Genomic DNA, 19,629 nt, shown 5'->3' on the forward strand with positions numbered 1-19,629 from the left:
CGATCAGTTGGTGACTGCAACATACACAGCGCCGCTGTCCGAAGTGCCGTCGCTGTTTTCTACTTTGACGACCAGCGAAATCTGCTCCGTAAGGTTCATCGGCCGCCAGTGAGCCTGGTATCGCCCTTTGTGATCGGTAAACGACTCAGTGAACGGTGCTCCATTAGTGGAAACAAGGATTTTCCGTCTGGGCATGGGCTCTCGCCCCTCCTTGGCCACAATCAGCGCGGTCATGGAGACGTAGTTCTGCAAGGGAACCGGATTAGGCGACGCAACAACGGATTCCACCGCTGCTGGACACTCAGTGACGGTCAACCAGAGCGTTTTTACCACCCAGCCAGCCAAACCACCCTTTACCGACGCCCGCAATGCAGCCTCGCCTGCTCCTCCCAAGACAATGCGCGCCGTTGCCTTGCCTTCGGCATCCGTCAGGGTTGTCGGCAGCGAGGTGCGGTCGTACTCCCACATCACTTCGACATTGGCCAAGGGTTGCGCGGTACTGGCTGAAACGACCAGGACTTGCGCGGTCATCACCTGCCCCGGATACCCGCTCGGATCAGCGCTGATCAGTTCCTTGATCTCCCGGGGCTCGTGCAGAACAAACGGTAAAGAAATCGACTCCGAATACAGCGCATCGCCCACCGTGGCGGTCAGTTGCGCCGCACCCGGTGTTGTCGGCACAAACCGTATCCGCGCTTCACCGTAGAAGTTGGTAGTGGTGGTCACCTCACCAAGATCCGGACTGCTCCAGACAACCTTCATCCCCACCATCGGTCTGCCACTGATGCCCGACACAATGGTGATCTGCTCAGATACAGCCTCGCCCCAAAACAGCGTCTGACTGCTGCGTGAACGATCCGCAATTTTTACCACCTGCGCGCCTTGCCCCAGCGACATTGCAATAACCGGAGAAAGCCTGGCCAACCGCGCCGAGGAAAAGCGCAGGCCGAAACGCCCGTCCTTGAGGTCGCCCGCGTTGAACCGATAGGTCATTCCAGCGCTCGAGAAAAGCCTGGGGTCACCCAGACGTGGCTCCTCGAAGCGCATGCCCAATTCCGTCGGCCCGGTGCCGGTCATGCCCAGCGTCAGGTGCTGGTCAAACAACGCGCTGCCCGCCGGGGCACTCACGCGCAATTGGTGCTGCCCCTTGCGCCGAGGGAACTCAGCGCTTTGACCCAGTGGCTGAAACGGTTGGGAGTCGAAACTGTATTCAAATCCGGCCCAGGGATCCCCTTCCAGGGCTAGAACCTTCATGGTTCGGCGCTCTTCAAAACGGTCATAAGGGCTGATAACCGCCGCTGTCACCACATGTTCACCTGCAGTGGCTGGCGCAAAGGGAAAACCACTCCAGCCGTCGGCAGCCGTCCTGTGCTCTTCGGTGCTGCCGTCGCCTGTCCATTGAACAGGCACTTGATCCAGAGCGAGGTCGGGACGATAAGGGGAGCGTACCTTCAGCCACATCCACGCAGGATCCTGCCCAATGACCGGATCCACCGCAGATGCACGGACGTCTTCGATAGTGATTTTATTGTGGCCCAAGGTCATCGTATTGATGTCGCTGAAACCATGGGTATCGATAACGAACCGAAGTGCGAAGACACCGGGTTTGGTACTTTTTGAACAGTCCAGCGTCCAGATAAACCCGCTGTCATCCACAAAATTTTCGCTTCCGCGGGGTGGACTCAATTCGATTCCGAGCTCTGCCCCCGGGCTTCCACTCCATACCAGATCCATGGCAATACCCACTAAAGGGCTTAGCGCATTGGTGCGGAAGATATAGCGATGTACAGCGCCGATACACGGAAAGAGTGGCTGGCCCCTGAGATCGGTCATCTGATCCAGGACCACGGTCATTTCTTCATGGAGGTCAGGTGATAACAGTCGGCAAGAAAAATCCTTGTTCGTGAGAGTGTCGGTGCGCAAACTCACCTCGAAAATACTGCTGGTACTTTCGATACGATCAGAGCTGAACAACCAACTCAGATCTTCCCCTTCGCGCAATATTCTCGGTACGTCAAGGTCGCTCACCGCCAGACCGTTCTCTGGATTTTCGTTCCGCCATCCGAGCGTAATTGCCTCGCCAATCAACGGGCTGCCCGCTAATGCCCGGACCGTCAGGATATGCCTCTGGCCGCGCTTGCATGCGATTCCGTCATGGGCAATCGGAACGGCATCAAACGTGATGCTGACCTTGTCCTTCCATTCGTCTCGTGCAAACGCCGTGACCGAAAATGAGTGTTCATCTGCCGGCCCGCCTTCGTAGGCACTCACACTGGCGGTAATCGTCTCGTTGCTCAAAGCCGTCAACGGTCGGTAATACAGGCTGGCCCAGCCCCCACTGCCGGTACGAGACTCGACAATGCCCTCGGGGGTTTGCCAGTCGACGATCGCATCAATCACTGGCTCACCGGCACCTTTGTCAGTGACATGCACCACCTGCACCCGCATCAACGTCTTTTCGGAGTCCTCGACAACCGGTGAAATATTCGGGCCGCGCGTGTCAGCGATCCTGACCTTGTTGCGCGCCAGCGACATGGGTTTACGCGGCGATGGCAGTAACAGCTTCGAGCAGACCAATGACAGTTCGAAGCGACCGTCCAGCCAGTCCTCGCAGGCCAGCGTCCAGAGACTATCGTCCCCATCGAAAGCGACCGGTTGCTGGAGTGGCGGGTTGACCGTGACCTTCAGCTCTTCATGCCCGACGCCGCTCCAGTGCAGCGATAGATCAGTCGCCAGCAAAGGGCTGTCGGCGGGCAGCGCACAATGAAGGGGTAATCAGTGCCGCGATTGGGATAACCGGTCGCGCTCCACTGGGTTACCTGCCCTTCGACAACGCAACGCAAGTCCATCCAGGGATCGGTCGCCAGCACCGTGACCGAAAACTCGAGAGTCACCTCGCCACTTGGGTAATAAGGACTGTCGACCGAAGCTGTGAGAATGAAATCGCCTGCTTGCTCAGGAACGAAATCGAAGTAGACCAAGCCTTGTTCATCGGTAGTGCCGGTGCCCAGCACACCTTGCCCGGCAGTCGTCCACCTGACTTCTCTGCCATCAATCGCCTGGCCGGTGTAGTACGAGAGAACCTGCACACCCAAACGGACGCTTTGCGCACAATCCAGGACAGGGTAATAAGCCGCGCTCTGTACTTCGCGAAGCGCTAATCGGTGATGCCCCAACGACACGTCAATCGTGTAAGGCTCGGCGTTGTACTGGTTCACCAGACTTATCGTGAAGTCATGAGCCTTTTCCTCCTGCATATCCGGGCAATCGAGCGACCACTGCGACAATAGCGGTTGATAGGCGCCCCAGTCGGGGGTCGCCTTGACTGACTCCATCGGGTTGCCGTGAATGATCAATGCGATATTCGTATCCAGCCAGGCGCTGCCGTCTGCCGGAATAAAAGACAGGCCGTGGGGAATGAACAGAGAGTCATTCGGGTCATCGCCAAGGGAAGCGCCCAGGCAAAGGTATAACGTCTGGCCTGGTGGCAGATCTTCGCTATCCAGTCGCACCGTCTGCAGTTGCAGCGGTTCAAGCTTCAGTTGCAGGTCGATTCGAGTGATGCAGATTGCCGAACGATTGTCACCCGTGTTGTCAGGGACACCGCTGACCTCGAAGCTCAATGCGTCATCGCTCACGAATTCCAATTGATCCAGCGACCGTTGATACGCGCGCGGCTTGAATTCAAGCGGCTGTCCCGCCAGCCGTCGGGCGTTTTCGAGCTCCGGATTCCGACCTTCTTGCGCCGTGAGCTCGATGCTCATCAACACTTCACCGCGCTTGCGGATGTGCAACCAGCCCGATTCGCCCGACCATGAAACGCCGGGCCGCAGTTCACATAAAAACGTCAGTTCGTAACCGGCTTGTGCACCGGGGGTTTTGGGAGCTTTGACTTCCTGTGTGGCCGAAGCCCCGACACCGACCTCCATGAAATTGACTAACTCGCCATCATAAAACTCGCTCGCCAGGCCAACCCTACCGCTGGTACGCCACTCTTTGAGCCGATCATTGAAGTCACCATTGAGCAGCAGGCTTTCATTTTTTTGCACGACGGGCTCATTCATGATCGCTGGCTCCGTTACGTTGGCGCGCCAGGTAGGTGTTTTCAGCCTCGGTCACCAGGTCTGTGACCTTTTGGACGTACGTCGGCTCGCCGGCCTTGATGGAGTACCGCACGCGAAGAATGATATTGGTCAAGGATTTGAGCATTGCAGCTTGCGGCTGATTAAGGGGGCGAGGAAAACTCAGCCGCCAATGGGAAACTGCACCCGTGTATTCAAACGGGTTGAGCAATCCTTCGTCGGGTTTATGGTGGGTCTGGCCATTATCGGCAAGCCCGCCCGACAAAACGATCTGCTGACCGCTGCGCAGATTGAAAAGCAAATCGCCAGGTGCGACTGCGGTGGGCTTATGCAAATACTGCACAGACTGTGTGGTCGGTCGGGTCGCGGTCACGCTACTGATCTGCAGCAACGTTGCCCGCACATCCTCGTAGGGACCGGCCAGCACAGGCAGATCGACTTCCACCGAACTGATCTGCCGGCAGAAATGGCCAGGATGATCACGGTCGAACAACAACTGGGTCAGTCTGAACTCCAACACACCTGTTGCCATCAATTGCGCGTGTGCATCTGCCCAGCTGGTTATGCCCTCTTGAGGCTCGATTCTGTCGTCGAACAACTGCCGCAAGGAAATGGTTTTGATCAGTTCCGGCCGCCGCTCGTAGCTTTGCAAGCGCCTGCGCTCCTGGTCCAGCAGGTACATATGCAGTTGTTCACCCGAGCCCAGACCATAACGGTGATCGAGCCAGGCCTGAGGCAAAGGGACGGGGGCATCATAATCCCCGGTTTCGGCAGCCAGTGAAGCCTGAGCACTAAGGCACAGGCTGACGACTGCGTCGTACGCCTGATAGTGCAGAGCCTTGAGCTGGCCAAGCATCCAGCCGAACAGCTCGGCATTGCTCGCGCGTTTTTTAAGGAAGTTGTACATGGTCAACGCTTGGCTGTTGGCCCTGAGCGTCTGTTCAAGGCTGGATCTCGCCGCGTTGATCGCATGGCTTTGCGCTTCGATCTGCGCATCGATTGCGCCCACCTCCGCCAGCGCCTGATCGCGTTGCAGCGCCCACTCACTGCGGCGACGGCGATAACCTTCAGTGGTGGCCTGTCGGTCGGCGTCGATTTGCAGCAATGACGAAGAAACCTCCAGGCCGAAAGCCACCGCATCGAAAGTGTGTTCGGGTTTGAAGCCACCGTTGGAAGTACCATAGATTTTTGGCAACGCCGCGATGACGCCCCCTGCCACCCTGACAACTTTGGCCTGCAGTGCTGATGTCTTCGACTGCTGCAGACTGGCCATGACCTGATATTCGATCGGCGAAACGTTTTCGCTGTAACGCATTGCATAGGCGTCGGCCCGGTCCTGCGCCATTGCCCGACTCTGCTTCAACGCTGTGACATTCGCCTCCAATTGAGCGATGGATTGTTCCTGCACCGTTTCGGCATAGCGACCCAGCTCGAGCAAATGGTTCTGCTGCGATTCTTCCTGCTCGGCACGGTCGCGTTGCTCAAGCAGACGCAGCACCAGACTGCCGAAATCCCGCAGGCTCTGTACCCCGCGCAACGCGACTTCGAACGTGACCCGCCAGCGATACGCATTGACCACCAGCCGCCCCCCCATCGGTCTGGGCCCGGCCGCGCTACCAGCGGCCAGATCGCGGAGCAATTGCCTGGGATCCGTCATCGGGCTGAACAGCAACACGTCCAGCGGTTTGCCATCGATCGTGAGATTGTTGCGCAGGTTATCAAGGCGTTGCTGCGGCTTTGCAAACAGGTCGAGCAGCGATTGGTTGATCGGAACTTCAAAAGGTCCGCAGGCCAACAAACCCAGGATCGGCGGGGTATCGGAAGCGATCGGGTAATCCGCCAGGTTGAAATCCAGCGTTTTTTCAAGCGCTTCAAGCAGGGGGCGCGATTCGCACTTGTCCAAGAGTTTTTCAACGGTGTCGGTCTGCCAACGAGTCGCTGTGTCAGCAGTGGGCGCCTTGCCCATCAAAAACCCGGCCTGGACATAGCAAAGCTTGGCGGCCACCAGACTGTCACGGGTCAATTGTCGGTAATACCAATCGCCCCACGCCATCAGGTTTTCTACGTAGTCGGTGAACATCAGGATCTGAAAATGTGCGGGTGCGGCATAGCCAATGGCATCCGGATCAAGGGGATTCTGGATTTCCCACCCTGGATTGCCCGGTGCTGTTGCGATATCCAGAGGCCGGCAACGCCAATACGCCGGTTTCGGGTTCGCGATCGGAACCGGGGGATTGGCCGGATCTGCGGTGGCCTGTGGATCGAATGCGTAATGCAGCCAGCTCTGCGCTTCCTGAAAGCGTTCTTCGTCGCGCAACCGGGTGGCGATCAAATGCGGCAGGTGAAAAAACAGCTCCCAGAAGTTCAGACCATTGGCACCGTCGAAGGCACCATTGGGTGGTTCAACGAACTCTGCGCCGGTCGGCGACGGTTCGCGAATGAACTGGTTGGACCAGTCCAGCACGGCGTCCACGGAAATATTCGAGCATCTCACCAGTTCCGAGCCAAACAAGGAATTGAGCCGAATGAATTTCAACGCCAGTCCAGCTTGGTTGAATGAAAGAAACTGTGCCCCGTCGGTACTGTTCTTGTGCAGAGTTGGCGGGACGAAATCCATGAGATCGACAATCGTCAGGTCGAACTCTTTCTGTCCTGTCGGGGAAGTGGGAGAGGCGAATGAAAACGTGACTGGCGTGGGCCAGGTGCCTTTCGTCCGCGAGGAAGTCCACGACTGAGTTACCCAGCCCCCGCCTGCATCCTGTTCTTCGAGGATCGGTGGCGGGTCACTATCAGAAGGCAGACCTGCAATTTGCAGCTCCATTTTCAACCGAGCGCTGTCCAGGCCCGTGGGGCTGCAAAAACCCTGCACCGTCAGCACATCTTTGTCATCCGCGCGCGTTGCCATAACGTGCAGGTCGAGATAGGGCGTCAGGGAACCATGGGTCTTTATGCGAGTGACAACAGTCACCTGACTGTTCAGTGGGTGCTGAACCGTATCGTTGCTGACGAATCGCTCCTCAAGCGCCAGATCCAGCCATGCGCCACCGTCCAGAAGGGGGCGCATCAGAACGTCGTAGACACCATGCACCCGCAGACTGCCGGATGGCGAAGATAGGTTGCCCGTCAGTAAAATCCCCAACTTGCCCTTCGGATTCAGATAATCGACCTGCACCGTCGCAATCAGTCTGGAGCTCGCCAAACCCTCGTCCTTGTGTTCTGAACTGTGCACACACAACGGCGCAGACCACTGCCCGTTCTGCTTCATGAATGCCAGATTGATCACCAGTTTGCTCGGGCTGAGCGACTCCGCTGCGCTAGCGACTACCGCGTCCCGCCATTCGGCCCAGACCACACACAACCGGCCATTCCAGAACACCGGGCGGATATCCAGCACCTGATCGGCGGTCGGGATTTCCAAGGCTTGCCATTCACTCCAGACCGCCGGATTGACTGAAACGCTGGTTGCGCCCAGTTCGATCTCGGCCTTACGCCAGAAATACTGAAACGGCTGCACCCGCTGCCGCCCCAGAAAGTAGTAATCAGCTTTGGCCGGTGTCACGCCGTCCATGAAACAGCTGATCACATCGAGATCGCAGACTTGTTCGAATGCCTGCAAATAATCCTGCAGTGCCGCCTGCACGGTATCTTTGTCCAGACGGGCCTGGTTCAGGTTGTTTTCCAGATTCTTGAACAGATTGGTTTTGCGCAATCGCACCGATGGAACGACGAAGTTTTCCGGATAGCATGAAATCTGGTGGATCACGGTCCAGTCGGGATAATTGGAGAAAATCTCCCATTCGCGCAGATGACGCTTGTCGAACTCGTGATCCCGGAATCCTGGTTCCAGCTTTCGATACACCGCATGGATGTACTGCTGCACACAACTTATCGCTTCGGCAACTCTGGAACTCTTGACCTGATAAGTATCCAGAGGATCCATGCGCAGCAATTCAAACAAGTCTTCAGGTGTTTTCAGAAAAGGGTATTTATCATTGGCCACTTGACCGATGCAGTACTCAAGAAGTGCCGAGCGACGTTTTTCCAGCAGCCCGCCAATATTACTCAGTGCCATGATCTTGCTCCTTGGAATATGGCCCGGGGAAAAACGTTCGCCAGGCAGTACGCAACGCCCTGCCGCTACTCCCTGGCAAAGGTAATGGCATGGGGGAATATTCTTTCGTTTTCCCCAGACTGAGAGCGAACGCTGAACACGAATGTGCCGCCCGTCTTGCTTGAGACAAAAACCCGGGTAAGCCCCTGCTGATCTGTGAACCCCTGCGCCGGCCGAATGGTGACGGCATCCATCTTCGCGGGCGGAACGTTCTTGCCGAACCACTCCACGAGCGAGTTTTGTCCGCGGTTTCCGTAGTTGTCCTCCAGCACCGCATACAGTTCTACTTCATGACCGTGTTTCACTGTTTCCAAAGGCGTAGGTGAAAGTTCTGCAATAGGGAACGACAACGTACTGAAGTCGGCGGTGACTTCTATGGGAGGGGCGTATTGCGGCTCGAACAAATCCAACCAAAGCAGTGGCGTGTCGCGGCCCATGACCTTGCCGGGGATAAACTCGGCCAAAAGTGTTCCGTCCGTTCCCGTCGCCTTGTATTCAATGGTGCCCAATGTCGCGCGCCAATAAACATTGACGCCACTCAGCGACTTTCCATTGGCGTCTTTGAGGGTCACTTTATAAATGACTTTTTCGTCTGGCTTGTTAGCCACGACGGTGCTGTCACCCACCACTTCGCACGTGATTGTGACCAGCCCGTTGACGTCGCCTGGAACATGCACGATCGGGGCACGAGTATCGGACTCGCCGAGCAGGGCATGTTCGGCGGCATCGGCATAGGATTTTTTGTCGACGGTTTCGGGCAGATTGCCAATGAGAAAAATCGTTAACGCATCCATGCCGGTCTCGGTGGACAGCGCCAGAACGCGCATCAACAAATCGAGCTGGGCAAGGTTTTTCAACACCTTCAGGTCGGGATCGATGCGGCTGACACATTCGCGCACTTCCTGAACGCTCCAGCCAAAAAAGTCGGCCAGTTTGATGGCAGCCGCCTGTTGTGCCAGCCATCTCGCATCTCCGGTGACATCCGGCAATGCGTTGACCTGACGCAGGTAGTCCAACAGCTTCTCTGGCGCTTGGCCGCTCGAGGCTGAGGCGATGGCAAAAGCGCGAGTGAGCGTGGTCAGGTAATAAAGAGTGCGCACCGTCAACGCATGTTTGTCGTCCTGAACCAGCCAGTCCTTGTAGCCGCTATCCAGATAATCCTGCAACAGCGCCGCGCTTAACCCCAGGGTCGACACCACCTCACTGCGCCGGCGAACTTCAGCCAGTAGATCGAATGATGTGTCGGCAACTCGGGGGCGAATTCGGCCGCCCCCTTCGCTCCCCGCATCCGCTTGCTCCAGCACATGCAGCAGTAACTGATGCACCGTGACGTCTGCCCAGTTCAGGACCGGCAATGCCTGATCCACGCCAACGCCGGCGTATGCCGCCAGCGTCTCCTTGACCAGCGAAGTCTGCGCATCGCGCATCTGTAAAAACGCGCTGACCATGCTGTCGATGATGCTCTGCCGCAACGCTGGCTCGATCTCACCCAAGGCGCTGTCGACCGCCCAGGTGATTTTTTTATGGACGGAGGCCAGATACATCTCAGCGCTTCCCTCCGGAGGCAGGATCAAACCATGCCCGTCGGTTATCGGCCCCAGGCTGTCGGCGGATGTCGCGAGAAATTCGATCCAGTCCGCGGCCCCGGCTGCCGGAACGCCTGCCATGAGAAACGTACTATTGGACAACTGTGCAGTCGGCAGCAAATTGCGAACCTGCTCGAAAAACTGCTCATCCTGTTCGGATGGATCCTGAGCCGCTGGCGCAGCGACCGCATGCTGCAACACCCACAACACCGGCAGATTGTTTTGCGCGCACCACTGCACGCAACTTTGCATAGCCTCGATCAGTTCCAGCGCATCCGGTGAACCGTCCGGTACATCGTGGATGACAGGAGTACCGGCCAAGCCATTGACCCAGTCATCGCCGCCCAGGATCGATAGCATCAGCACGCCTTCAACCGGAGTGATGTTCAACAGCCGGGCCAGCCTCACCAAACGGTAGAAGCTCGAGATGATCGCTGCGTTGCGCTTCAATTTGTCGGTCAAGCCATGAGCCTTGGCCACAGCGTTCGCCAGCACGTAATAAGTCTGCGGATCAATCGCCAGACCACTGCAGAGCTGGCTGATCGTCAGATCCACCACGCCCGGTATCGGCGCCACCGCAAACTCATCGTTGTCGAGCTTGAAAGGCTCGCGATAACCGGTTTGAAAATTGAACACCTGATCGAATTGCGAGAGCGCTTCACCGCGGCCATAAACCGACAGCTCACCCACAAACACAGCAAAGTCCGCGGCGGTGCATTCGTAGCGCTCGCGCAACGTCTGGAACAACCCAAGCGCATGAACCGCGCCACTGGAGATGTCCATCTCGTTGCTGTGACCTTTCGTTGAATTGCCGCGCCCTGTTGCCCGGATGACCGATGTCAACACTGCGTCCAGCTGTTCGAACGGCAATCCTGTCCAGTTGGCCAGACGCACCATCTGATTCATCCGGGTATAGCGGTTGAACCCGATGAGTTCGTCGGGGTTTGCCGTCATTCGAATGCGAGGCTTGGTTGCAGGATCGAAACCCACCGCCGGCGCAGTACCGTCATTGATGTAAACCGAACCCGAGCGCTCGCTTTCAGGCTGCTTGGGCGTTTCATCCGGGTAGGTCACATTGGCCGAGCGCACAGGAGCAAAGTCGCCGATCGACAGAAGCGCCTCGATCTGTCGGCTGTCGAGCTTGGTGCGCTGACCGAAAAACTCCACCTGATTGAGATTCGAATACATCTCGGTATAGGTACCAAAGTTGTGCGCAAAAAAATCTTCGCGAAGGGCGAAATCCGCACGCGGTTCGGTCAGCAACTGGCGCTGATAAGGGCCAAGCCGCGAGGCATGGGCGAAACCCTGTGCAGTATTGGCACCTCGAGCATTGGCTTGCAGAAAATAGGGATAAGCCAGGTCGACCCGGTGCTCGAAGTCGCCCACCGACAGGCCATGAAACTGCGCGATACCATCAATTGTGACCCAATGCTGGTAATAAGGCAGACCATTGGGGTAGCGGGCTGCGATCAGCGCGTCTTCGATGGATTCGATATCCGTTTGCGCCGCGATGAATTTCTCCAGCACCTCAACGATGATGTCCACAGAAGAGATCGATTGATAAACCGCATTGAAGTCGACGTTCAGTGCCAAGAGATCTGTGCGCCGGTTATGCAGCGAGAAATCGTCTTCCTCTCTGATACCCTCCAGACGGTCACGAACCCAGCGCAACAAGTCGATCAGATACGCCACTGGCGACCAGATGGACTCCAGTGCATCTGGCGGGCACAACGCGGAAAAATCGGTACCGATCAGAGCGTGATAATTGGGACCGTCCACGATTGATAACAAACCGCTGGAGCTGCGCTTTGGCGCGGGCCTGGTGCCCCGCAGCGTCTGCTCGATAAATTGGCGCCGCTGAGACGTGGCTATGCTATTGGCGCCGCGCCAATATTGTTGCGCTTGCTCAACGCTGAGCTGATGCTCTTGGACCATGCATTGAACACCCCTTTCAACCAGTGGATAAATTGATCCACCGTTTTGCAGGTATGTCTCGAGGTTCTGCAGTCCGACGTTCTGTGCTCGTTGTTCCTCGCTGAACAACTCATCGAACAGTTGCAGGGCGGGACGGCGCGAATCAACCATGATCAGATTCCTTTAGGCGACAACTGGCCCGCGCAACCTGACGTCCTTCGTCAGGCTGCACATTCAGTGAGTACGATTGAGCGCTTCGAACGCCGTCAAGTCCACTGTCATTTCTGACAGTTTTGATAGCCGTTCGTCGGAAGCCGGACTTCAGGAGTCGGCGTGGGGCAAGCGCGCAGCTTCGACTTCAAAACGCGCACTGTCGGCCCAATCGGATATCGTTGCGTCATCCGCCGCGTCAGTCAGCGTCTGCCGGAATCGGTACCAGTTGCCCGCCAGAGGCAGTGCCCTTGTCGCCGCCCCGCGCCAGTGCTCATCGACCACGGGTACCTGAGCCAGCCACTGAACATCCGGGTTGTACCAACTCGCGATGGCGCCCACGCCCGGACGGCCCTTGCCGCTGAACTGCACTGGATGACTGACCCAGCGTCCGGCTGCAGGCCCGTCGAGCACAGGTCGGAAAGTACCCAGAATGACCGAGCGCAGGGTTTCAAATGATTCGAACCCGTCCAGAGATGCGACTGCCTCGAGCCGGTAAAGCCCCCCGCCGAGCAGACTTGCATCGAGCATCACTGACCAGGTGCGATTTTCCTGCACGACGGCGCTTGCCGGCTCGGAACGCGCGGCACCGACCAGGGTCACCGTAACCGTATCGCCCGGCACGCCAAAACCGCACACCACCACCTGCTGCCCGATGGCATCGCCCTCGATCGGGGTTTCAATGAAGGGTGCCGCTGGCACAATGTCAAAGTGCAGCGGCTCGCTGTCTTTCGACTCTTGTAGTTTGCCGCTTTCATCCATGAAACTTTGCCGGGCCCAGATCGTTTTGCTGCCCACCGGCAACGTCACTTCGGCTTGCCAATTGCCCGCCCAATCCACAATGACATCACTGAGCAGAGGTTCGGCAAGCCCTTGCAGACAGACGTCGACAACCCCGCCCCTCATGCCCGTACCCTTGAGCAACGCGGTTCGTGGCAACTTGCCGTGTTGTATCGGCTGGAGAAATTCTGGCGGTAGCAGCACCACCGTCAATTCATGCTCGTCACTGTGTAGCGACGGTCGACCGTCCAGTGTCTGCTGGGCGTCAAAGGTGTAGAGCCTGAATTGCTCGAGGCTCAGGTCAATCGACCAGTCGCCATCCTGGCTCAATATTTTCGGATCGCCCAAGGGACGATCAAACTGCTTGTCGCGCAGTTGCAAAGTGGCGCCCACCATCCCCATCGTGCCCTCGACCGTTACAGCACGACCGACTTCCGAGCCGTCCGGCGGCTGGGTAATCACTGGCGTGACCATCGCTCTCCTGACTATGAAGGTCGTGGACGTCGGCTGCGAAGTTTGCTGCGCGGCGACTTGGGTTACCGTGACGGTATGTGTGATATCCATGGCAAACTCTTTGTCGCGCCTGAACTGCCACGTGTCAGCACTGACGATGCCCTTGTGCACAATGCCGGTTTCGTCGCTGTACTCAATGTTCACGGTTGCACCCGGCCAGCACGTGCCGCTGAACCTGGGTGAAAGTCCGTCATCCTCAGGCTCGTTCAGGCCAGGTGCCTGCGGCGGGATGGTGACTTTGAGGACAAACCAGTTTGGCGACTGGTGCCCGTCGAGAAATTGCTTTATGTGTACTTCACGTTCGAACGAGGGTCCCCAAACGCTCGAAGCCTGGGTGGACCACCGCCCGCCGACGACCTCCACTTCAGGCGCTTCAAGATATGGGCTATTGGGCCTGCGTGGCTGAACCAAGGCTCTGTTGAAGCCTTTGCCGCTGAAGGTCGGTTGGTAGTCGTTGGTGAATTGCACATCACTGACATCGGGGAGGATATTTTTTACTTCGAAGGTCAGCGGCAGCGAGTCGATCCAGCCGCTGGCGTTGTCTCTGATCTTCTGGACGGCGTTGATTTTATAGGTGCCAAATTTCCAGCCCGTTACGGTGGTGCTCCAAGTGCCGTTGCGCTGTACTTGTGCATTTGGAGGCGCGACCGGCATTGGGTCGGCTGGACTTTCGAGGATAGTGAACTCGATTTCGGTTCTGAGCTTCTCGTCGAAATGTCCGGTGCCGGAAAATGTGATCGTTTCATTGGCTTGCGTGTATGTGACCGTCGGCTTGCCCGTGCGTACCCGTATGCCGAAGGGTTGGCTGGTCAGTGATGTCGTTCCCAAATAGGTATGCGTGCCGACAATTGAATGCGGACCAGGTGTCAGCGTGAAAGATGCAGACCATGCGCCTGTGGCGGCATCGGTTGGGGTGCTGATTTGAGCTTGGGTGTTTTCCGAACGCACAGCTACAGCACTGGAGATCCCGGCGACGACAGTGCCTGTGAACGTCGATGTCATGTCCACCGTCTGCGTCAATCCAGGAGACGTTATTCGGGGGGGGTCAATGACATAAAAATTTCGTTGGACTGACGGCACAGATGTTGCGCCATCGTATCTTTGACTGGCGACTAGAGAATAATTTTTGCCGAACGCAAACTTATAAGTGCTGGTACCACCCCATGACCCATCAATTTCGATCTTTGCGTAGGCCAATACTTTGATCGATGTGTCTTTGATGTAAACATCCACTCTTGTCAACTCTTGGTGCAGACCGCCTGTACCCGCAAATTGCGGCGTTTGTGTACTTATAACCTGCGGCAACGGCCTGAGCGTTACAGGCTTGAGTACGGTCAGTGACGCTTTCCCCGCGTAGCGCCCCTGCGTATTTCCATACTCCTCACGGATGATGAAATCCTGTAAACCCTGGGGGACATTATCAAGGAGCGTGACAGTCCAATTTCCGTAGCCATTGGTAATGGCCGTTGTGCTCAGTACAGTGCCTGAATTGGGACGCACAAGCGTGATTTTGCTGCCTTTACCGGCGAGGCCTGGAACCGTTGTAGTCACAGTACGATTGCTGGCAATGCGAGCAGCCTTTCTGACCAGCAAAGTCCGCGGTGTCCACCTTGACCATTGATCAATGTAATCCCATCTTCCATCAACTCTGACTTGCAGGTCACTCTCGGGAAGGTCTTCGACTCGAATACTGTGCCAGACGCCCCCCAACCATGCACTTTCAGTGATACGTCGGTAGTAATTATCGGCTCCGTGAAAATCCAGATGAACGTTGTGATAACGGCCATCGTTTACCGGTATACGAAACTTGAAGTCCATCGTGGTATCTACTAACAGTGACTCGGAGCCGGCCTCATACTCCAAATCCGCGACCAGGATTCCCGGCTCTTCGGAAATCGGATCATCGGATTTTTGGGAAGGGCGATGGTCCTCAGGAAACGGGCCATCTTCTGGAGGATTGGAGCCTGGGTTCTCATGGTCGGACATGATCGAGCTTCCTTATACCGTCGGTACCTGGGTGCCTCATTGAAGAACCGTAAGCACGAAATGACACCTGTAAAACCTGACAGTCCCGATCAGCGGTAACTATTCCCACGCTGCAACATGCAGACGTCCTTCAGTCATTAACACGCGGCTACATCGGCTTGCGCCGTTGCCTACACATCACTCAGAATCCGCCGGCTTGTGCGCTTTGAAGCTGCCCCGTAACGTGATCCGTGCCGCTGCCAATCAGTGGTCGGGTTTAGTCGCCCGGGGGTTTGTCATCAAGGTGTATAAGCGTCATCCAGTCGGGTAATCCCTATCCCCGCACTCGATGGTGGCTGTACGCAGGGCGCTTCGGCGCGCCGGTTTTTGGTGATACCCCCGGTCGACTAACCTGCGTCCAGCCGCCACCCTTTCGTTTAGTCGCGAGGGGTGAAGGCCCCAACCAAGGGTTATCACCATGATCAAACCAACACCCAATCCCCCCGAAATCGAAGACTCGACCTCCCCCTACGCTTCCCCCGATTCCACCAGACTCCACGAGGCCGCTGAAAAAGCCCTCGATCACTACCTGAAAAAACCCGCCGCTGCGCCGTCGTGCAATTCCGTCGATCGCGGCATGCAGATGTTCATGGTCGCGCCCGACATCAACCCCGAAGCGATGGCCATTCAAACCTACGAAACCTTTTCTTCGGTCAGCATTCTGCTGCTCGACCTGGCGGACAGCCTCGAGGACAAGCCGCGACATCTGGCGATGGCGATCTATCAGTTGAGCGAGATGGGCCTATTGCTGGCGGAAAAGGCGCTGGATCAGGAGCGGGCGATCGCGGTGGCGTGACGTAAAAATCAAAAGATCGCAGCCTTCGGCAGCTCCTACATTTGGAATGCGCTCCCCCTGTAGGAGCTGCCGAAGGCTGCGATCTTTTGCTGTTCAGGCAGAAGCGGGCAACGGCTGAAAACTGAAATACTGCTTCAGCGCCAGCACCAGTTGGCCGAACTCCGGGGGAGCGCGGCGCAGGATGAAACCGGCGTCGTAATGCAGCGGCGTGGCGTCTTCATGGCACCACACGCAACAGGCGCTGAAATCGATGACTTGCTGGCTGCCATCGCGGGCGGGGACCTTGAGGCGTAACTGAAAATCCACCCCGATCATCATCGGCAACTGGCTGATCAGCATCAGCCCGTCCGTAGACACATTGCCGAGAAAGCCGACGGGTTTGTCGGTGACGCTGTTGAACACTCTGAGGTAATACGGCAATTGATGCCGTTCGATCCGGCGGTCGGTAAACATGATGTGCTGTTCGCCATGCAGGGCTCCGTCACGGAGCCGCACCTGTGCTTCGGAACGAACCTGTGCGACAGGCCCGCTCTCCCCGCTTCCGGTGTGACGGTCGCGACAATCGCCGTCACCTTGTAACTGCCAGTCGCAGGTGTTGCGCCGTTATCGAGACACGGCTCGAAACGGTTTCCTTGACTATAGCGGAGCTTGTACAGACGGCCAGATTTTGTACGAAAACCGCGTCAGAAGCGCGTCGGCCGAACCACCGCAGCGGCGCTGCGTGTCGGGTAATGGCCCAGGCTCTGCAACGTTTCCAGACGCGCGCGGGCGCGGTAGGCGTATTCACTGTTGGGGTACGAAGCGATGATGAACTGGTAGGTCTGCACCGCGTCGATGTAGAGCTTCTGTCGTTCCAGGCACTGACCGCGCATCATCGACACTTCCGGCCACACGTACGGGCGGGCGCGGCTGGCGCGTTCGACCTTGGACAGTTCGAGCATGACCTGCTCGCAATTGCCGCGTTCATAGGCGCTGTAGGCGTTGTTCAAATGGTGGTTCATCGACCAACGGGTGCAGCCCGTCGCGGCGAGGGCGCTGAGGGCAAGGGCGGCAATGGGCAACAATCGCATGGGGGTTCTCCTGTCTTGTGCTCTGTATCGACCCCAGGTCGGAAAACTTCAGACGCGCTGGTCGCAAAGTTGCCGCGTTCAATAAAGAAAACGATAAGTAGTGCATTCGAACAATGACTACACCCTTCGAGCATAGTAGCCTCTGCCTGCGCTTGAACTCAGGAGTCTTTGCATGTCCGTCCGTCGTACCAAAATCGTCGCTACCCTTGGCCCGGCCAGTAACTCGCCGGAAGTTCTCGAACAGCTGATTCTGGCTGGTCTGGACGTCGCCCGTCTGAACTTCTCCCACGGCACCCCCGACGAGCACAAGGCTCGCGCGAAGTTGGTGCGTGACCTCGCTGCCAAGCACGGCCGCTTTGTCGCCCTGCTCGGTGACCTGCAAGGCCCGAAAATCCGTATCGCCAAATTCGCCAACAAAAAGATCGAGCTGAAGATCGGTGACAAGTTCACCTTCTCCACCAGCCATCCGTTGACCGAAGGCAACCAGCAGGTGGTCGGCATCGACTACCCGGATCTGGTCAAGGACTGCGGCGTGGGCGACGAGCTGCTGCTCGACGACGGCCGTGTGGTGATGCGCGTTGAAACCGCCACCGCCACTGAACTGCATTGCGTGGTGACCATCGGTGGCCCGCTGTCCGACCACAAAGGCATCAACCGTCGCGGTGGCGGTCTGACCGCGCCGGCCCTGACTGAAAAAGACAAGGCCGACATCAAGCTCGCCGCCGAAATGGAAGTCGACTACCTCGCCGTATCCTTCCCGCGCGACGCCGCCGACATGGAATACGCCCGTCAACTGCGTGACGAGGCCGGCGGCACTGCCTGGCTGGTGGCGAAGATCGAACGCGCCGAAGCCGTGGCCGACGACGAAACCCTCGACGGCCTGATCAAGGCCTCCGACGCGGTGATGGTTGCCCGTGGCGACCTCGGTGTGGAAATCGGCGATGCCGAACTGGTGGGCATTCAGAAGAAAATCATTCTGCACGCACGTCGCCACAACAAGGCCGTGATCGTCGCGACGCAGATGATGGAGTCGATGATCCAGAACCCGATGCCGACCCGCGCCGAAGTATCCGACGTGGCCAACGCCGTGCTCGACTACACCGACGCCGTGATGCTCTCGGCCGAATCCGCCGCTGGTCTCTACCCGCTGGAAGCCGTGCAGGCGATGGCGCGCATCTGCGTCGGCGCCGAGAAACACCCGACCGGCAAGACCTCCAGCCACCGCATCGGCAAGGAATTCAGCCGCTGCGACGAGAGCATCGCGCTGGCGACCATGTACACCGCCAACCACTTCCCGGGCGTCAAAGCGATCATCGCGTTGACTGAAAGCGGCTTCACCCCGCTGATCATGTCGCGGATCCGCTCCTCGGTGCCGATCTACGCGTTCACCCCGCACCGCGAAGCCCAGGCCCGCGCAGCAATGTTCCGTGGCGTCTACACCATCCCGTTCGACCCGGCCTCGCTGGAACCGCACGAAGTCAGCCAGAAAGCCATCGACGAGCTGACCAAGCGCGGCGTCGTGGAAAAAGGCGACTGGGTCATCCTGACCAAGGGCGACAGCTACCACACCACTGGCGGCACCAATGGCATGAAGATCCTGCATGTCGGTGATCCGCAGGTCTGAGTGACCGGCAGCTGAAACGCAAAAGCCCCGCCATGTGAATGGCGGGGCTTTTTTGCTTATGATTCAACAGATATTTTGTCTGGTAAGGCCCTTTTGCGAGCAAGCTCGCTCCCACACTTGAAATGCAATCTCCTGTGGGAGCGAGCCTGCTCGCGAAGGCGTCTTGACACTCAGCGAAAGAACCCGCTCAACGCCGCCACCGCCTCTGGCGAACGCAGCCGCTGGGTAAACAATGCGCCCTCCTCCTCGATCACTTTGCGCAGCAGCTCGCGATCGGGCGCTCGCATCAGTTGCTTGCTGATGTGCACCGCTTCGGCCGGCAGCTCATCAAACCGCAGCGCCATTTCCCGGGCCTTGCTCAACGCAGCCGCGCCACTGTCCAGCGCGTCTGTGGCAATTCCCCATTGCGCAGCCTGTGCGCCGCTAAAGCCTTCGCCGAGCAATAACAACTCAGCCGCTTTCGCTTGCCCGAGCAAACGCGGCAGGATCAGGCTTGAACCGAATTCGGGGCACAACCCGAGGTTGACGAACGGCATGCGCAGCCGGGCGTCGCGGCTGACATAGACCAGATCGCAATGCAGCAGCAGGGTCGTGCCGATACCCACCGCGGCACCGGCCACGGCGGCGATCACCGGTTTGCGGCATTCGAGCAGATTGAGCATGAAGTGAAACACCGGGCTGTCCAGGTCGCTCGGCGGTTGTTCGAGGAAGTCGGCGATGTCGTTGCCGGCGGTAAAACATTTGGCGCTGCCGCTGATCAGCACGGCGTTGATTCCGGGGTCGCTGTCGGCCTGTTTAAGTGCTTCGGCGAGGCGGCTGTACATGGCGCGGGTCAGGGCGTTTTTCTTGTCCGGGCGGTTGAGGCGCAGGGTCAGCAAACCGCGCTCGCGTTCCAGCAGGATGGCTTCGGTCATGGCG

Annotated in this window: 10 protein-coding genes; 2 read left to right on the forward strand and 8 right to left on the reverse strand. The window is 57.8% G+C overall.

The genetic code is table 11. The annotated features are described in order from the left end of the window. Positions 1–3: 3 nt before the first annotated feature. The 5 genes from J2Y39_RS13010 to J2Y39_RS13030 form a co-directional block, all read right to left on the reverse strand. A complete protein-coding gene (locus J2Y39_RS13010; RefSeq protein ID WP_310218037.1) occupies positions 4–2,739 on the reverse strand; it encodes a hypothetical protein in 2,736 nt (911 codons plus the stop codon). After that, positions 2,685–4,064 (reverse strand): hypothetical protein, encoded by a 1,380-nt coding sequence (locus J2Y39_RS13015; RefSeq protein WP_310218040.1) that lies wholly within the window; start codon positions 4,062–4,064, stop codon positions 2,685–2,687. The genes J2Y39_RS13010 and J2Y39_RS13015 overlap by 55 nt, the downstream gene beginning before the upstream one ends. Continuing rightward, complete coding sequence (locus J2Y39_RS13020) at positions 4,057–8,154, reverse strand: neuraminidase-like domain-containing protein (RefSeq protein ID WP_310218043.1); 4,098 nt, start codon at positions 8,152–8,154, stop codon at positions 4,057–4,059. The genes J2Y39_RS13015 and J2Y39_RS13020 overlap by 8 nt, the downstream gene beginning before the upstream one ends. Positions 8,155–8,219: 65 nt before the next feature. Then, positions 8,220–11,864 (reverse strand): Tc toxin subunit A, encoded by a 3,645-nt coding sequence (locus J2Y39_RS13025; protein WP_310218046.1) that lies wholly within the window; start codon positions 11,862–11,864, stop codon positions 8,220–8,222. Between the two features lie 150 nt (positions 11,865–12,014). Beyond that, entirely contained in the window at positions 12,015–15,182 is a 3,168-nt protein-coding gene (locus J2Y39_RS13030; RefSeq protein WP_310218049.1) for a hypothetical protein, read from the reverse strand. 457 nt (positions 15,183–15,639) lie between these two features. On the opposite strand from J2Y39_RS13030, the gene J2Y39_RS13035 reads away from it, so the two are divergent. Continuing rightward, positions 15,640–16,017: a DUF6124 family protein gene (locus J2Y39_RS13035; RefSeq protein ID WP_095181454.1), complete on the forward strand. Its 378-nt coding sequence runs from the start codon at positions 15,640–15,642 to the stop codon at positions 16,015–16,017. Positions 16,018–16,110: 93 nt separating this feature from the next. Here J2Y39_RS13035 and J2Y39_RS13040 read toward each other — a convergent pair whose 3' ends face one another. Together J2Y39_RS13040 and J2Y39_RS13045 are read right to left on the reverse strand one after the other, a co-directional pair. Further along, on the reverse strand, positions 16,111–16,470 hold the full coding sequence (locus tag J2Y39_RS13040) for a PilZ domain-containing protein (RefSeq protein ID WP_041479819.1): 360 nt from the start codon (positions 16,468–16,470) through the stop codon (positions 16,111–16,113). Between the two features lie 230 nt (positions 16,471–16,700). Continuing rightward, the gene (locus J2Y39_RS13045; protein ID WP_095181453.1) at positions 16,701–17,087 is read right to left on the reverse strand and encodes a tol-pal system YbgF family protein; all 387 of its coding nucleotides are present in this window, start codon (positions 17,085–17,087) and stop codon (positions 16,701–16,703) included. A 172-nt stretch (positions 17,088–17,259) separates the two neighbouring features. Here J2Y39_RS13045 and pyk point away from each other — a divergent pair, with 172 nt between their 5' ends. After that, on the forward strand, positions 17,260–18,711 hold the full coding sequence (gene pyk / locus J2Y39_RS13050; protein ID WP_024014116.1) for a pyruvate kinase: 1,452 nt from the start codon (positions 17,260–17,262) through the stop codon (positions 18,709–18,711). A 170-nt stretch (positions 18,712–18,881) separates the two neighbouring features. Here the strand turns inward: pyk and J2Y39_RS13055 are convergent, their stop codons facing one another. Further along, the gene (locus J2Y39_RS13055) at positions 18,882–19,625 is read right to left on the reverse strand and encodes an enoyl-CoA hydratase-related protein (protein ID WP_310218056.1); all 744 of its coding nucleotides are present in this window, start codon (positions 19,623–19,625) and stop codon (positions 18,882–18,884) included. Between the last annotated feature and the right edge of the window lie 4 nt (positions 19,626–19,629).

The organism is Pseudomonas sp. 2957, assembly GCF_031456345.1.
GTDB classification, from domain to species: domain Bacteria; phylum Pseudomonadota; class Gammaproteobacteria; order Pseudomonadales; family Pseudomonadaceae; genus Aquipseudomonas; species Aquipseudomonas siliginis.

Coding starts and splice junctions, on each gene's coding strand:
- J2Y39_RS13020 (WP_310218043.1), bottom strand. CDS start 8,154: ATGGCACTGAGTAATATTGGCGGGCTGCTGGAAAAACGTCGCTCGGCA.
- J2Y39_RS13030 (WP_310218049.1), bottom strand. CDS start 15,182: ATGTCCGACCATGAGAACCCAGGCTCCAATCCTCCAGAAGATGGCCCG.
- J2Y39_RS13040 (WP_041479819.1), bottom strand. CDS start 16,470: ATGTTTACCGACCGCCGGATCGAACGGCATCAATTGCCGTATTACCTC.
- J2Y39_RS13025 (WP_310218046.1), bottom strand. CDS start 11,864: ATGGTTGATTCGCGCCGTCCCGCCCTGCAACTGTTCGATGAGTTGTTC.
- J2Y39_RS13055 (WP_310218056.1), bottom strand. CDS start 19,625: ATGACCGAAGCCATCCTGCTGGAACGCGAGCGCGGTTTGCTGACCCTG.
- J2Y39_RS13045 (WP_095181453.1), bottom strand. CDS start 17,087: ATGCGATTGTTGCCCATTGCCGCCCTTGCCCTCAGCGCCCTCGCCGCG.
- pyk (WP_024014116.1), top strand. CDS start 17,260: ATGTCCGTCCGTCGTACCAAAATCGTCGCTACCCTTGGCCCGGCCAGT.
- J2Y39_RS13035 (WP_095181454.1), top strand. CDS start 15,640: ATGATCAAACCAACACCCAATCCCCCCGAAATCGAAGACTCGACCTCC.
- J2Y39_RS13015 (WP_310218040.1), bottom strand. CDS start 4,064: ATGAATGAGCCCGTCGTGCAAAAAAATGAAAGCCTGCTGCTCAATGGT.